Genomic DNA, 14,211 nt, shown 5'->3' on the forward strand with positions numbered 1-14,211 from the left:
TTCAAGAAAAAGAGAATAAGTGATTATTCTACTTGTTCGGAATCTTATCAGATTGTTGTTAATTAAGCTATATATCTAAGAAATTTTTTACAGATAAGGAATCATCACGTTTTGCAAATGGCTTATTTGCCAAAGGTTGAGTTGATCGGGTAAGTTCGCTCGATTTTGTGCTATTTATGGGCTTTAGCTTCTTGTTTTTAATCCCGATCTGCGGTAGTTACTTTTTGTCTTTAAATTCATTCCTCAATCAAGAAAGTGTATTTATATATGAGGTTTTGATGACAAATTAGTAATTATTGATTATTAATTATTTTGAACCTCCAACCTGCCGAAGTCAGATAAATCAATACTGTTCAGTTAAGCCTCAAATCTTTAGTAAAGACACAAAATTTTACTTCTTACAGCTGCACTAACGCGTCTTTACAGTTTGAAAATCAGTATCAAAAATCTTTACCAACGGCAAATAATCTTTAATAGTAGCCAGTTTTGTGTTGGGATAGCGACCCCAAAGACATCTCAATGCTTGATTAAGCCCCTAATTTAGGCAGATAATTTTTCATAACTATCGGCAGTTGTTGCTTCTAATCCCAAAATGGGATACATTTCTGGTTCAGATGTTCCGTGCATCGTCAGAAGCAGAGCGTCGATTAAGGCTTTGGCTTTAAGCAGCGTTTCCTGAAACTCCATCTCTGGCTCAGAAAGGGCTATAATTCCGCCACCAATACCAATGGAGGTTTGACTGGGAGTCAAAACAGCAGTCCGAATCACAATATTTAAATCGGCTGAACCATTCAACCCCAAAAAGCCGATCGCACCTGAATAGATTCCCCGCGCCTCTTGTTCTAAGCGATCGATAATTTGCATGGTGCGGATTTTCGGCGCACCAGTCATCGATCCTCCGGGAAATGCAGCTTGCACGCAATCCACCGCTTGTAAATCCGAACGTAATCGCCCGCGTATCGTTGTTACCAACTGATGTACTGTTGAGTATGTTTCCACATCCATTAATTTTGGGACGTGGATGCTACCAACTTCACAAACTCGTCCTAAATCATTGCGTAACAGATCGACAATCATCAGATTTTCAGCTCGGTCTTTTTCGCTGTTGCGTAGCTTCTCACGGAGGACGAAATCGGCTTCGGGGGTTTCTCCTCGTGGTAGGGTTCCCTTGATGGGTTTAGTTTCTACCCAACCTTGGCGATCGATCCGTAAAAACCTTTCTGGAGATGAGCAGGCGATCGCAATTTCACCAAAGCGTAAAAATGCAGAATAAGGAGCCGGATTGATTTTACGTAATGTCCGATAGAACGTCAATGGATCGGGGGTTGCATCGGTGTGCAGCTGATTAGTCAGGCAAACTTGATAAGTTTCCCCTTCGTGAATTTCGTCCAAGCATTGGCGAATATCTTGAATGTAATTTTGATAAGTGCGACTCAAACGGAACTTAACAGGCTGACAATTTTCTTGGGGTACAAGAGAAAAAAGAGGATCTAGAGTTTCGAGTTGTTGTTGAATAGTATCAAACCAAGTTTCTACCTGCTCTGTTTGTCCTTTTTTGATTAATTGCAGCAAATAAATACACTGTTCTTGATGATCGATCGCAATCATGCGATCGGCAAGTAAGAAAATTGCATCAGGTAATGGTGAAGAATGCACCAATGACGATCCACACTCCGCCTTAAGTTCATAGCCAAAATAGCCAACAAATCCACAGTTAAAATCAAAAGGTAACTCATCAGATTGACAAAATCGGCAGTTTATTTCTCGCTTCAAATACTCAAAAATACTTTCGGTGTGACGACTTACGGTATCTGACTGGGTGACGATGATTTCTTGCGTTTCGGTATTATATCGTACCAATAGACTGTTAACCCCGCTTCCATCACCCATAAATGAAAAGCGAGATAGACCAAATTCCACACGGCTGCTATCTAACCAAAAAGCATTGGGGGCATTCTCAAACAACTGCACAAATATTTGTTCTGTATTTGGGCAGATATCTAACTTGCGCGTATACAATTCAAACTTATCTTCCTGTTCTTCTCTACGAGACGCTGCGCGAAGGCAGGGTTTATCTACAGTAGGAGTAACAGATCCATATCGAATCCGATACTGTTTTTCTGGACTTATTGACGATTTCTCTGTAAATTGCTGCGTAATATCTCGAAAGTTTTCTAATAATCTTTGCCCATATTCTGTACAGATAGACTCTGGGTGAAACTGCACACCCCAAAAAGGTAAATGCCGATGACGCAATCCCATCACCAATCCTTCTTCAGTCCAAGCAATTTTTTCTAAACATTCAGGTAGTTCATCAGCAACTAATAATGAATGATAACGCACCACAGAAAACTGATTAGGAATACCTTGAAATAATTCTGAATTATTATGATAAATTTTACTGAGTCTGCCGTGTCGAACTTCCGGTGCATGAATTACTCTTCCACCATATAGGTAGCCAAGTCCTTGATGTCCCAGACAAACTCCCAGCAAGGGTACATCCACATTCTCAATTATTTGCCGACAGACTCCAAAATCTTCTGACCTTTCTGGACGACCGGGGCCAGGTGAAATCACAATGTTGTCAAATGCAATTTCTTTTAATTCATCCCAGTTAAGGCGATCGTTATAAATTACTAAAGGTAGTTCCCCATTTACCTCGGCAATCATCTGGTAAAGATTAAATGTATAAGAGTCATAGTTATCAATAATTAGCGTTTGCATACATAGTTACTTAACTAGCACATATAGCAATCCTAAATCATTCGTGAAAAATTAGATCCCCGACTTCTTCAAGAAGCCGGGGATCTGGCTTAAGTTCTATAGGCACATCTTCAAAAAGAAAGGGTTTCAGAAAACTTTACTGGATGAATGATGGCTTGTTTGCCAAAGGTCACATTTATACAAGAATTTCGCTCGATTTTGTGCCATTTCTAGACTTTACCTTCTTGTTTTTAACCCTGATTTGTGGTAAATCCTTTTTATCTTTGTAAAAGTAACAGATTTCTACTAGAGTTGGCCATATTTCTAGAGAGCCGTGAAATTGGCTAATAACATCATCGATAATTCTGGAAACATTTTGCTGAAAAAAGTCTGGTTCAAATCCATAGAAGACTCTCGATAAATTCTCAGCAAATAATTGAAGTGACTGCTTGCGTTCTTCATTCTGGGTAGATATTGAGGCTTTGACTACCTGCTTGTGGATAGCAGAGATTTTTTCCAGGATTTCCTCAGAATCTTGTAAAGTGACTTCGCCTGAATAATCAAACTTGATTCCCAAATCGTCAAGATGATAAACACTGTTTTTAATCTTCTTTTTCAGCAAGCTACATATTTCTTCATTAAATAGTTCGCTAGCTAGAGGATTACGCATATAGTTATTTCTAATATGGTTTTGAACAGCATCAACGTGTGCAGCTGCAATCCCTTCTTGCTGTATCCAAATCCTGTAGATATAATCCTCAAATCTGAGCCGAGTTGGAAAAAAGGGTGGTAAACCTAGCTGATTATCATATCCAGCGACTCCACAATCCATTCTCCAGTTTTTGTTAGTAATAACGGGTCGAAAATTGGTAAGAATATAAAAATCATTTAGGTCATTGGGACTAATTTGGTTTTCATCATTGAGATACATGTGAATAAAATCAAGGGTATCAATATCATTAGTTCCTGTGCGAAAAGTTTGGGCAATCTTAACGATCGCATTATTCAAGACTCTCCCCTGTTGTAATAAAAGGCTGTTTTCTCGAAAGTAACCTTTAGTTGTATTGGTTTCTAAATCCATTGCTGTATCAAGTACCAATTCTCCAGCCTCGAAGTTTTCTGGTACATGACTGGCTTTTTGACCTAAAACATCACCAAAAGCCGTGAGTAAATCAAAAGATTTATGAACGAAGCCACCTTGTTGATTAGATTTAATTAATTTTCCTCGGCATATTTCATCACCAGATAAAGATTCTGGGCTAGTTTCAATTAATGCATCTGGACGCATATCGTCATCTGCACTAACCATTAAATGTCCAAGGGTATACATGAGAGTGAAGTTGCGATTTCCGCCATAACTAGGTCGGAATAAGTTTTTGACTAGTGATTCTAGCTTGCGATCGCGCAGTCTTTCGTTTAAAAATGTAATAAATTGTTCTTTCTGTTGTGGCCCAACATAAAACACATCATTGACTGTCTTAGTCTGCTCTAAAAGTGGATAATATTTCTCGTGATTGGCAATGCTAGAATCGTCAAAAACGATAATTTTTAAAGCATGACCATTTGCCCAGAAATTCTCATCATACTTTTCGATGGTCTGTGCTACATCTCTCAGTCTATGAGTCGGAATAACAAATACTGTTTCTTTTTGTTTCATAAAATTTGTTTGGGTTTTTCAAATGAACTTTCTAACCTTTAAACAAAGTTTGAAAGTTTTCAGGCTAACTGCTTCCAGAATATCTGCCACTGCAAATTTGCATACTGGAGATTAGCAGCATAGGCATAAATTCACCTATTTAGGGCTGTAGTCAGAACAATTGAGTGCTTGTTTCGTTAGAGCAGTGGTAGGATGTACTGCACACTTTAGAAAATAGTTATTGTTAAAAAATTGGCATTTTTTACAGTTATGTTGCTCTAAATCTTTAATGCTTACTATTTCATCTTTATCTGGCGCCGCATTTTCTGGGGGATCTTCTAGTGCTTTGCAGACAGATGAAACTAGAAAAACAACAATTGCCCAAACAATCATAAAGGAAATGTGAGCCAAAAACACTGCTACAAAGGGAATGTCTCCGTCATGTGGTTTTGTGTCACTATGTGTTGCCTTAGACAGGTTAGCTTCAATCAGGGTGGACTGATGAACATTTTTGTGGGCGGATACATAAAGTCGGAAAAGCTCCGAAGTATGCATATTAATAACCTTTAGTTAGTCGAACTCAGATCCAGTAAAGTTAAAGAGGCAGGAGGCAAAAATATATCTTCTTACTCTTGCTGCAAGCTCGAACTGCCTCCTGCCTTTATTCGAGAAATGTTCATCTGTCTAATAATATGTGGAATTGAAAGTACTTGATAGGTCTGGGTAATTTGAATTAACAGATTGACTTTCTCTTAGTCGAGCTTCCAATAAGCAACTATTGAGGGAATAGTAAACAGAATGAATTTTTTTAAGAGTCACTTTGAGAGCGGGAACCATCATCGGATCGGTTGCTATTGCTAAAATGTAATCTCCGGCGAAAATACTAGGATTATCTGTTACTGAAATAACTTGAGTTTCTCTTAAAACTCCTAGAAAAATGCATTTACTCGGTAATTTAATATCACTTAAATGAATGCCACAGTAAACGCTATTATCTTCGATAAAAACACCAAACAGACTTGGCTCTAAAGTTTTTTTAGTTTTCAGCACAAAATGTTTTTTAACTCTAATAGTATTGTCCAATACTTTACGAGTAAAAGCTGCTGTTGCAGAGATATATTTTGAAGATATATAAAATGTGTTAAATAAATAGAGTATGTGTTTATTAATTAGTTAATTAGGTATATGTTTAGAGATATAGGTTTTATATATACCTACTAAAAATTAGATTCTCGACTTATTAAATTAAGCCGAGAATCTAACATTTAGATTTGAAGTAATCATTAAGGATTACTATAGATAACTATTTTGAATAGAAGGCATAGCAAGAATCAGCAGCACTCTCTCAAGCCTTTATGCCTTAATCTTATCTAGGGCTAAATTAAGCTTCAACACATTAACTCCAGGTTCGCCAAAGATGCCGAGAAAGCGGCCGTCGGTGTTTTGGAAAATTAAAGTTTCGAGTTGGTTCGGTTGAACTCCTCGCGCCTTGGCTACTCGTGCAACTTGTGCGATCGCAGCTTCCGGGGTAATATGCGGGTCAAGGCTGGAACCGGAGGTGTAGACTAAATCGCCAGTCGGCTGCACACCTGCTTTTTTCAAACGATTGAAGTCACCTTCAACTTTTTTGCTGGGGTCTGGGTCATCTTTACCTTTAATGCGTTCCATTAATGCGGGATTACTGGGAGCCAAGTTACTAGCGCCAGAAACCCCAGTTCTCAAAACTCCCGCATCGTCCTTTTTGGGATCGGCTGTGCTGTAGCTGGTGGTACTGGGACGGCTGTTAAAATAGCGATCGCTACTAAAAGGTTGACCAATCAAAGCAGAACCGACAACTTGACCTGTAGCATTTTTCAAGAGACTACCGTTTGCTTGAAAGGGAAACACAATTTGCCCAATGGCAATCATCGCAAAAGGATAAATAATCGCTCCAATAACCCAGAGTACTAAGGTAGAACGAACAGCTCTACCAGCTTCACGTGCAAAACTCATTAGAATTTCTCCGGTACAAACATTACGAAAAATAAATAGATGGAAAGCCCTAATGTCACCAGTCCTAACAGTCCCAATCCCCAAGATTGACTGCGGGAAAGTTGTTCGCCAGTAGCGGCATAGACTAGAGGTGCAACCACTAGGTTGAAACACATCGCCAAGAATAAATACAGTGGCAGCTTTTGTCTACGCCATTGACACCAGATGTCAGTTATTTCTTCTAATACTTGGGATGCAGCAATAGTGCGTCGGATATGAAAGGGTTTCATAGAATTAAGACAAAGGTAAGATAATATCTATCAGTTTGATGGCAATGAACGGAGCAACGATACCGCCAAGACCAAAGATCAAGATGTTACGACGTAACAGTTGATCTGCTGTTAAAGGTAAAAATTTCACCCCTCTGAGTGCTAGCGGAATTAATGCCGGAATAATTAAGGCATTGTAAATCAGCGCCGAGACGATCGCAGATTGGGCACTCTTTAATCCCATAATATTCAGTGCGCCGATTCCAGCCGCCGCAAAGATTGTGGGAATGATCGCAAAATACTTGGCAATATCGTTAGCGATGGAGAATGTTGTCAACGCCCCACGAGTAATTAGTAACTGTTTACCTATGGTTACTAAGTCAATTAACTTCGTGGGGTCTGAGTCTAAGTCCACCATGTTAGCAGCTTCTTTGGCAGCTTGCGTCCCCGAATTCATCGCCACACCCACATTTGCTTGAGCCAAAGCAGGTGCATCGTTCGTACCATCCCCAGTCATTGCCACCAGTTTACCCTCAGATTGTTCCGAGCGAATCACCTCAATTTTGTCTTCTGGAGTTGCTTCGGCAATGAAATCATCCACCCCAGCTTCCTCGGCAATTACCGAAGCGGTAATCCGGTTGTCACCTGTGAGCATGATCGTGCGAACACCCATGCGGCGGAGTTGGTCAAATCGCTCCCGCAACCCAGGTTTGACAATATCTTTCAGGTAGATAACACCATAAATTTTGTCATCTTGGCAGACAGCCAAGGGTGTACCGCCCAACCGGGAAACTCGCTCATAAGCTGCATCTATATCATCAGGAACATTGCCGCCACGGGAACGGACAAATCCTTTAATGGCATCCACTGCACCTTTGCGAATTTGTTTGCCATCGGGTAGATTCGTGCCACTCATCCGGGTTTTGGCGGAAAATTCTACACCTTCGGCTTTATCAATATTAAAGTCTACCCCAGCCTGGGACTTTTCTGCTAAAACTACAATCGATTTGCCCTCTGGCGTTTCGTCAAACAAGCTAGCAGCTAAGGAGACTCGCGCCACATCTATTAATGAGTGATTATCCAGAGGAATAAATTCGTCAGCCATCCGATTCCCCAAGGTGATCGTGCCTGTCTTATCCAGCACCAAGGTGTTGATGTCACCGCAAGCTTCTACCGCTCGACCAGAGGTCGCAATGACATTAAATTGAGCAACTCTATCCATCCCGGCGATACCAATCGCACTGAGTAAACCACCGATAGTTGTGGGAATTAATGCTACTAAGAGCGAGATGAGAATAGCAACGCTAGCACCTGCCCGCAAACTGTTTCCCGCCTCAACTCCAAAGGCTGTGCTGATAAAGCTGGCGATGTAGGCGACAAATGGGGGCATAGTTGCCACCACAATTAAGAACACCTGCGTTAACACAGCCAACAATACCGTCAAAGCAATCTCGTTCGGAGTTTTGCTGCGTTCTGCTCCTTCTACCAAGGCAATCATGCGATCGATAAAGCCTTGTCCGGGATCGGCACTAATGCGAATTGTCAACTCATCGGAGAGTAGGCGTGTACCGCCTGTCACCGAACTGGCAATATCTGTACCTGGTTGCTTCAGCACCGGGGCAGATTCCCCAGTAATTGCCGACTCATCTACCGAACCGATGCCTTTAATTACATCCCCATCGGCGGGAATCATATTATTTGCAACCACTTTTACCAAATCGCCCCGTCGCAGTTCCGTAGAATTGACTTTTTCTATCGAACCATCGGGGAGGATTTTATTAGCGATCGTATCCGATCGCGTCGATCTTAATGAATCAGCTTGTGCTTTACCGCGTCCTTCAGCTACAGCTTCGGCAAAGTTGGCAAAAACGAGGGTAAAAAAGAGAATAAAGGTAATCAACCCGTTTAAAACGCGTTGTTGGTTAACATCTGCCTGGATTGTGCCAAACAAATTTGGGTTTAGGGTAACAAGCAAGGTGATAATTGTCCCTACCCAAACAACAAACATCACTGGATTTCTGACAGTAATTCGCGGATCGAGCTTGACAAATGACTCACTAATTGCTCTTTGATAAAGTCCCCGCATATCTGTTTTGGGGGTATGTTTGCGCGAGTCACGAGTTCCAGATGGAATACGGGGCGAGGGAGAATCAGTAGTAATTGGCATACATTAAATTTTGGGAATGGGGCATTGGGGATTGGGAATTGGGGATTGGGAATTGGGGATTGGGAATTGGGGATTGGGGCATGGGGCATTTGCGATGAGTCTTTGATACTCGTGGACGAGTCTTTGATACTCGCCGACGAGTCTTTGATACTCGTGGACGAGTCTTTAATACTTGTGGACGAGTCTTTGATACTCGTGGACGAGTCTTTGATACTCGTGAATGAGTCTTTAATACTCGTGGACGAGTCTTTAATACTCGTGGACGAGTCTTTGATACTCGTGGACGAGTCTTTGAGAGAGATGCTTCAAGTTCTAACTCTCCTTTGCCCCTCTACCCCTCTACACTTCTTAGCCAATGCCTTTAGCGATGAAAAAGGCTTCACCAATGGGGCCTAATGCAAGTACTGGGAAGAATGTAAGTGCGCCCAGGATTAAAATCACGCCTGCGGTAACGCCTGTAAATAGTCCAGTATCCGTTCGCAATGTACCAGTGGTATAAGGAACAGCTTGTTTACGAGACATACTATCTGCTAAAAACAGCAAACCGATGATGGGAATATAGCGTCCTGCAATTAAACTGAAGCAGGTACTCAAGTTCCACCACAAAGCGGTTAAAGTTGGTGCTGTACCTGTAGCGATCGCCAAAGGAGAAGGTTGTGAATCTCCCAAACCTTCAAAGCCAGAACCGTTGTTAGCAGCAGCGGAAGCGTATTCATAGATAACTTGAGCAAAACCGTGGAATCCGGGATTGCTAATTCCTGATAATTGATCGGGAAACGCCAAGGCGATACCTGCGGGAATCATAATTGCGATCGGGTGAACTAGGAGAATTAAAAAACTAGCAAGTACAACCTCGCGCTTCTCAATCTTGCGTCCCAAAAATTCTGGTGTGCGTCCCACCATCAACCCTGTAGCGAACACAGCGAGAATTAGGTAAGCGAATAGATAAGCGGTTCCCGTACCCTGTCCACCCCAAATAATTTGCAGGAACATATTGGAAAGGGTAATAAAACCACCGTTGGGCATGAAGGAGTCATGTAAACTATTAACAGCGCCGGTCATCGTGCCTGTTGTAACTGTTGCGAACAAGGCAGATTGTGCCCAACCAAACCGCACTTCTTTACCCTCTAGATTCGGTTGCTGACTACCCAGCAGTGCATTCACAGCCGGATTGCCGTTATATTCCCCAATGGCATTGATAACGACAAATACGATGAAAAGCACACTAACCATGCCATATACTAACCAGGCTTGCTTGGTGTTATTAGCAAATAAACCGTAGGTATAAATCAGGGACGTGGGAATTGAAATCATCGCCACAATTTGAATCAAGTTTGAAAATCCGTTGGGATTTTCAAAGGGGTGTGCGGAGTTGATGGCGAAAAAGCCGCCGCCGTTTTCCCCTAATTGCTTGATAATTTCAAAATGAGCAACAGGGCCACGAGCGATCGCTTGACTAATATTCGCATCTTCCAAGGTGGGGAATACAACCGCACCCCCCAGTGTTTCAGGAACACCAGCTGCCATAAGAGCGATCGCGCCCACAATACAAATAGGCAATAAAATTCGGGTAATCGAGCGAATTAAATCTACATAAAAATTGCCTAACGATCTACCAGTCAATCCCCGAATAAAGGCAATCCCTACCGACAAACCAGTAGCAGCAGAAGTAAACATGTGATAACCAAGTCCCCACATTTGGCTGCCATAGCTCATGTAGGTTTCACCAGAATAGTGCTGCTGGTTAGTGTTAGTAATAAAAGAAATAGTTGTATGCAGTACTGTATCCCAAGTTGGGGCATTTATCTTGGTTGGATTTAATGGCAGCCATCCTTGATTCATAATAATCAAGAAAATCAGCAACCCCATTGCGACGTTACTGTATAGGATTGCCCGTCCATACTGCCAGCCAGTCATATTTTCTTTGGTTTTAACGCCAACCAAAGCATAAAGTACTCGCTCAACCGGATTCAAAATCGGATCGAGAAAAGTACTTTGCTCTAGGTAGACCCGCGCCATATAGCGCCCAAAAACAGGAGTAATTGCTACTACAATTAGTAGCGTTAATACAATTTGAATCCATCCTTCTAGCATGAGTTAATCAAACTCCAACCTAAGTAAATTTGAGATAAATATCAGATATTTTCTTGTTATGCATCGGAAATATTTATGAAGTATATTGGCATACTTATTAACTTAACCAACCTATAGTTCTGGGCTTTCTCAATCAATCATGGAGCTTTTTGTTGAAGAAGACAAGGTATAAATTGATATTTAAACTAGGTTATATAAGAAATATATGTTTCTATGTATAAGAGTGTTTATCTCGATATATATCTGCAAATATAGAAGGATGGCTAAATACTAAACAAATAGCTATTTGACACTAAAACTAGCTGAGTCTTTGAGGATTACAGTAATTTTCAGCTTTCTTGACTGACTACGTAGGGAATGAGTAAGAATCTTAAAAAAGTGGTTATCAACTGCAACAATACAAACAAAACCATGATTTACGCGCAATTCGTCAAGAAGCTTAATTTATCAAACCACTTTCTCTACGAGATGCTACGCTTTACTTCTTTAAATATTTTACAAAACACCAAATTATCCTAAATATGGATATTTGGTAATATTACATTTTAATAATTGCATCCAATATTTTGTAGCATTTTTTTGAGTTATTTCTATATCGCGCAAATTATGACCTTTGCATATCTTTAACATATAATATGTTAGTTGTAGAGCTACAAATAAATAAGTTAAGCCCAAAGGTTTTAAATGTTGCCAAAATAGGTGATATATAACTTGAAGTTTCTGTCTATGGCGAAAATGTATCCACCATTTGGTTTGATGTTCAGCTATATTTTTTTGTAGACCTAATATAGCCTCAATCTCTATAAATTTATCTTTTACTTGATTATAAAATTTTATTTCTTTTTCAATTTCTCCAGCCTTGTATGCTAAATCAGCATCATCAGATAACTGATAGGCTTCACTAATTAAACGACCAACATTTTCTGCTTTTTGTTGGTCATATCCAAGTTTAATATATATTTTAGTTGCTGCTTCTGCCAATTCAGCAAATTTTTCAGCATCATGGAGCCAATATATTTTTGTTTGTACTTCTCCTAAAGTAGAAGCTAGAGTATGATTCATCAATTTGGCTTGGTTGGCTTGAAATATGCTTTCGATTATCTAACTTAAAATTAAACACTAAAATATAGCCTTTTGAGCATCTGAACTTAACTACTTTGATGTATTAGATTTAGCCGATCTTTTTACCCACCAAACTCATTAACTGCTTATCCAGTTCTATCAGGTAATCTCTACCGTAAGCTCCATTCTCTAACCCTGCGACAAGATGATTGGGAATGTCTTGAGTAATTTCCTCGCTACAAGAACCAGCAGCCAAGGCGATCGCGGCTACTGTATCAACATCCCCAGTAAAAGCGATACAATCTTGTAAAAGTTCGCTCATACTGTCATTACGCATCACCGCGGTAATCGCTGCTCTGACACTCATCCAGCCTTTGGACTTGACTTTACCTTCCCACGGTTTATTCCACTCTCCAGATACATAACCTTCCAGAAACCGTCCTAATTTGCGTTTTGCTCCCAGTCGATAGATAAAATAATGCGACATTAAGGCAGCCGCAACGGCAGCATTGATACCATCGGTTGTATTGTGGGTAATTGCCGCTTGAATTGTTGCCGCCTCAATGACTTTTTCTGGTGTGGGATAAATGCCAATGGGTGCTGCACGCATTGCTCCCCCGCTTTTGTCACTATCAGGGTTAATTTTCACTCTAATAACCTTCAGCGAATTTTAACAACCCCTCAAGCTTTTAAAATTCTTGAGGGGAAATTTTAATTAGTCAACGGTCAACGATCGTTAACCACGATCGTTAACCGCGATCGCTCTTGATAACTCCCGAAACAGAAGGTTAGCAACTTTAGACATCAGCTTATTTTGCAAGTGTTTACCGTTGAGTAACTGTCTGCCTGAAGCATCAACCTTACCTTTGAGAGTTTCTTTGTAAACGGCAATTTCATTGGCGATCGGATTGTCAGGCAAGCGGTCGTCAATTTCAACCTTGGTGATTACGTATTGCCAGAAGGTCATTCGACACAATGCCGAGCCGCTACCTACTTCAACTAGACTATCTCCAGACTGTTCAAGAACTGTTCCCATACCTAACCTGAGCTTGAAAGCGTCGCGGCTGCGGTTACGCTTGACTCTCTTTACGTCACCGGGAAGAAATTTCACCACACGCTTACCCTTTTCCCGTGTGACCTCCTTTTTCTTTACTTCTCGGACTTCTCGCTCGATCAGCTGTTTGCCATTAGTAAGGAAGGCTTCAAACGGGTAGATGCGACTGAGCAGCCTGGCGCGAATCCTTAGACCAAAATTAAACTGGTCAAAAATTTGGTTATAGGTTTTGAACAGCGGATCGTTGACCAGCGCCTTAAGTTCAAACTCTAGGCGCTGCTCCTCGATGTTAATGTCACAAAGCCAGTCACCATGCAACCGCACAATTGGATCTATGTCTAGTCCAAGTTCGCGGCTAATTGATTTTTGGTAAAGCCTTGCAATTGATTTGTAGCTTTGTGGGTGTACTTCCGATTCTCTTTGTGCTAACCATCCCCATAGCGGCGGAACGTTTCCGGGCTTGGTACTCTTGCTTTTACTGTGTGCTTTTTCCGGAAATTGCCAAGCTAGCGACTGGCGAGTGTAATTGATAATTGGTGACTGAACGCGGTTAAGGTGTTCGAGTTTTTGCACTAGTTCCCGGATCTGGTCAATTGGTACTGGTCGGTGCATTAGGAATTGGCGCTCGTTCAATTCTCCAGATTCTAAATAATTTTCTTGATCTTGAGCGTATGCAGCCATTGCCAAGGCATCAGCAGCATCGGATTTATTGGGTAAATTTTTGCCGCCGCGATAGCGCCGCAACTCAATATGCCCAACCCAAAGGATTTTAATTCCTAAACTTTCCAGTATTTGGGCCCAAAGTCTTGAGTAATGATTTCCTGTTGGTTCGAGTATTGCAATATCTACTTTGTTTTCCATAACATAGTTGGCAAAATCGAAAGCTGATTTTTGATTGGTGTTTGGCTTAGGACTAGAGTAAAAACTAGGAAATAAACTATTGGCTTTAATTCTAGTTTTTTGCCAATACGTCTTTAATCCTCCTAATGGGTATTGTGATAAAATATGGCAAGTTATCGACGACTTGCTAACATCAACTCCCAAGGATGTAATTGATTTAATTGTCATGGTTCTGCTGATAATTGGAGTTTCTTGATATTCGTGGTGCAAACACGAATTAAAAGTCCCAGGTTTGACGCTCGAATCCTCCTAACATCCCAATTCAGGGGCGCGATTCACTCTTAACGCTGGGCTTATCCCGGCATATCTAGGGAAGGTGCGCTTGAAAATTACAACACCCCACTTTATGGGTGTG

The 14,211-nt window shown here is 41.0% G+C and carries 12 protein-coding genes; 1 reads left to right on the top strand and 11 read right to left on the bottom strand.

The genetic code is table 11. The features are described 5' to 3' along the window. Positions 1–540: 540 nt before the first annotated feature. From pabB to kdpB, 7 genes are all read right to left on the bottom strand, one after another. Positions 541–2,724: an aminodeoxychorismate synthase component I gene (gene pabB / locus RMY64_RS19155; protein WP_322700857.1), complete on the bottom strand. Its 2,184-nt coding sequence runs from the start codon at positions 2,722–2,724 to the stop codon at positions 541–543. Positions 2,725–2,899: 175 nt separating this feature from the next. Then, complete coding sequence (locus RMY64_RS19160; protein WP_322674635.1) at positions 2,900–4,360, bottom strand: hypothetical protein; 1,461 nt, start codon at positions 4,358–4,360, stop codon at positions 2,900–2,902. A 135-nt stretch (positions 4,361–4,495) separates the two neighbouring features. Beyond that, the gene (locus RMY64_RS19165) at positions 4,496–4,894 is read right to left on the bottom strand and encodes a hypothetical protein (protein WP_322674636.1); all 399 of its coding nucleotides are present in this window, start codon (positions 4,892–4,894) and stop codon (positions 4,496–4,498) included. 129 nt (positions 4,895–5,023) lie between these two features. Next, positions 5,024–5,389 (bottom strand): TrkA C-terminal domain-containing protein, encoded by a 366-nt coding sequence (locus RMY64_RS19170; RefSeq protein ID WP_322682350.1) that lies wholly within the window; start codon positions 5,387–5,389, stop codon positions 5,024–5,026. Positions 5,390–5,692: 303 nt separating this feature from the next. Beyond that, positions 5,693–6,331: a K(+)-transporting ATPase subunit C gene (kdpC, locus tag RMY64_RS19175; RefSeq protein WP_322700858.1), complete on the bottom strand. Its 639-nt coding sequence runs from the start codon at positions 6,329–6,331 to the stop codon at positions 5,693–5,695. Then, a complete protein-coding gene (locus tag RMY64_RS19180) occupies positions 6,331–6,600 on the bottom strand; it encodes a potassium-transporting ATPase subunit F (protein WP_322700859.1) in 270 nt (89 codons plus the stop codon). Before RMY64_RS19180 ends, kdpC begins: the two co-directional genes overlap by 1 nt. A 4-nt stretch (positions 6,601–6,604) precedes the next feature. Continuing rightward, positions 6,605–8,746 carry a potassium-transporting ATPase subunit KdpB gene (gene kdpB / locus RMY64_RS19185; RefSeq protein ID WP_322682347.1) on the bottom strand — a complete coding sequence of 714 codons (2,142 nt, stop codon included), beginning with the start codon at positions 8,744–8,746 and terminating at the stop codon, positions 6,605–6,607. Positions 8,747–8,791: 45 nt separating this feature from the next. Between kdpB and RMY64_RS19190 the strand changes: the two genes are divergently transcribed. Next, complete coding sequence (locus RMY64_RS19190; protein ID WP_322700860.1) at positions 8,792–9,142, top strand: hypothetical protein; 351 nt, start codon at positions 8,792–8,794, stop codon at positions 9,140–9,142. Here the strand turns inward: RMY64_RS19190 and kdpA are convergent. The 4 genes from kdpA to RMY64_RS19210 form a co-directional block, all read right to left on the bottom strand. After that, complete coding sequence (gene kdpA, locus RMY64_RS19195) at positions 9,095–10,840, bottom strand: potassium-transporting ATPase subunit KdpA (RefSeq protein ID WP_322674642.1); 1,746 nt, start codon at positions 10,838–10,840, stop codon at positions 9,095–9,097. The two genes, RMY64_RS19190 and kdpA, sit on opposite strands and share 48 nt — an antisense overlap. Before the next feature lie 510 nt (positions 10,841–11,350). Then, positions 11,351–11,902: a hypothetical protein gene (locus RMY64_RS19200; protein WP_322674643.1), complete on the bottom strand. Its 552-nt coding sequence runs from the start codon at positions 11,900–11,902 to the stop codon at positions 11,351–11,353. 109 nt (positions 11,903–12,011) lie between these two features. Beyond that, entirely contained in the window at positions 12,012–12,551 is a 540-nt protein-coding gene (locus RMY64_RS19205) for an ADP-ribosylglycohydrolase family protein (protein ID WP_322674644.1), read from the bottom strand. Between the two features lie 87 nt (positions 12,552–12,638). Further along, positions 12,639–14,024, bottom strand: a complete 1,386-nt coding sequence (locus tag RMY64_RS19210; RefSeq protein ID WP_322700861.1) for a transposase — start codon at positions 14,022–14,024, stop codon at positions 12,639–12,641. Positions 14,025–14,211: the final 187 nt, after the last annotated feature.

The organism is Nostoc sp. DedQUE08, from assembly GCF_034530895.1.
Taxonomy (GTDB): domain Bacteria; phylum Cyanobacteriota; class Cyanobacteriia; order Cyanobacteriales; family Nostocaceae; genus Nostoc.

Excerpts from the sequence above, each read along its gene's own strand:
- pabB (WP_322700857.1), bottom strand. The coding sequence starts at position 2,724 with ATGCAAACGCTAATTATTGATAACTATGACTCTTATACATTTAATCTT.
- RMY64_RS19160 (WP_322674635.1), bottom strand. The coding sequence starts at position 4,360 with ATGAAACAAAAAGAAACAGTATTTGTTATTCCGACTCATAGACTGAGA.
- RMY64_RS19165 (WP_322674636.1), bottom strand. The coding sequence starts at position 4,894 with ATGCATACTTCGGAGCTTTTCCGACTTTATGTATCCGCCCACAAAAAT.
- kdpC (WP_322700858.1), bottom strand. The coding sequence starts at position 6,331 with ATGAGTTTTGCACGTGAAGCTGGTAGAGCTGTTCGTTCTACCTTAGTA.
- RMY64_RS19180 (WP_322700859.1), bottom strand. The coding sequence starts at position 6,600 with ATGAAACCCTTTCATATCCGACGCACTATTGCTGCATCCCAAGTATTA.
- kdpB (WP_322682347.1), bottom strand. The coding sequence starts at position 8,746 with ATGCCAATTACTACTGATTCTCCCTCGCCCCGTATTCCATCTGGAACT.
- kdpA (WP_322674642.1), bottom strand. The coding sequence starts at position 10,840 with ATGCTAGAAGGATGGATTCAAATTGTATTAACGCTACTAATTGTAGTA.
- RMY64_RS19200 (WP_322674643.1), bottom strand. The coding sequence starts at position 11,902 with ATGAATCATACTCTAGCTTCTACTTTAGGAGAAGTACAAACAAAAATA.
- RMY64_RS19210 (WP_322700861.1), bottom strand. The coding sequence starts at position 14,024 with ATGACAATTAAATCAATTACATCCTTGGGAGTTGATGTTAGCAAGTCG.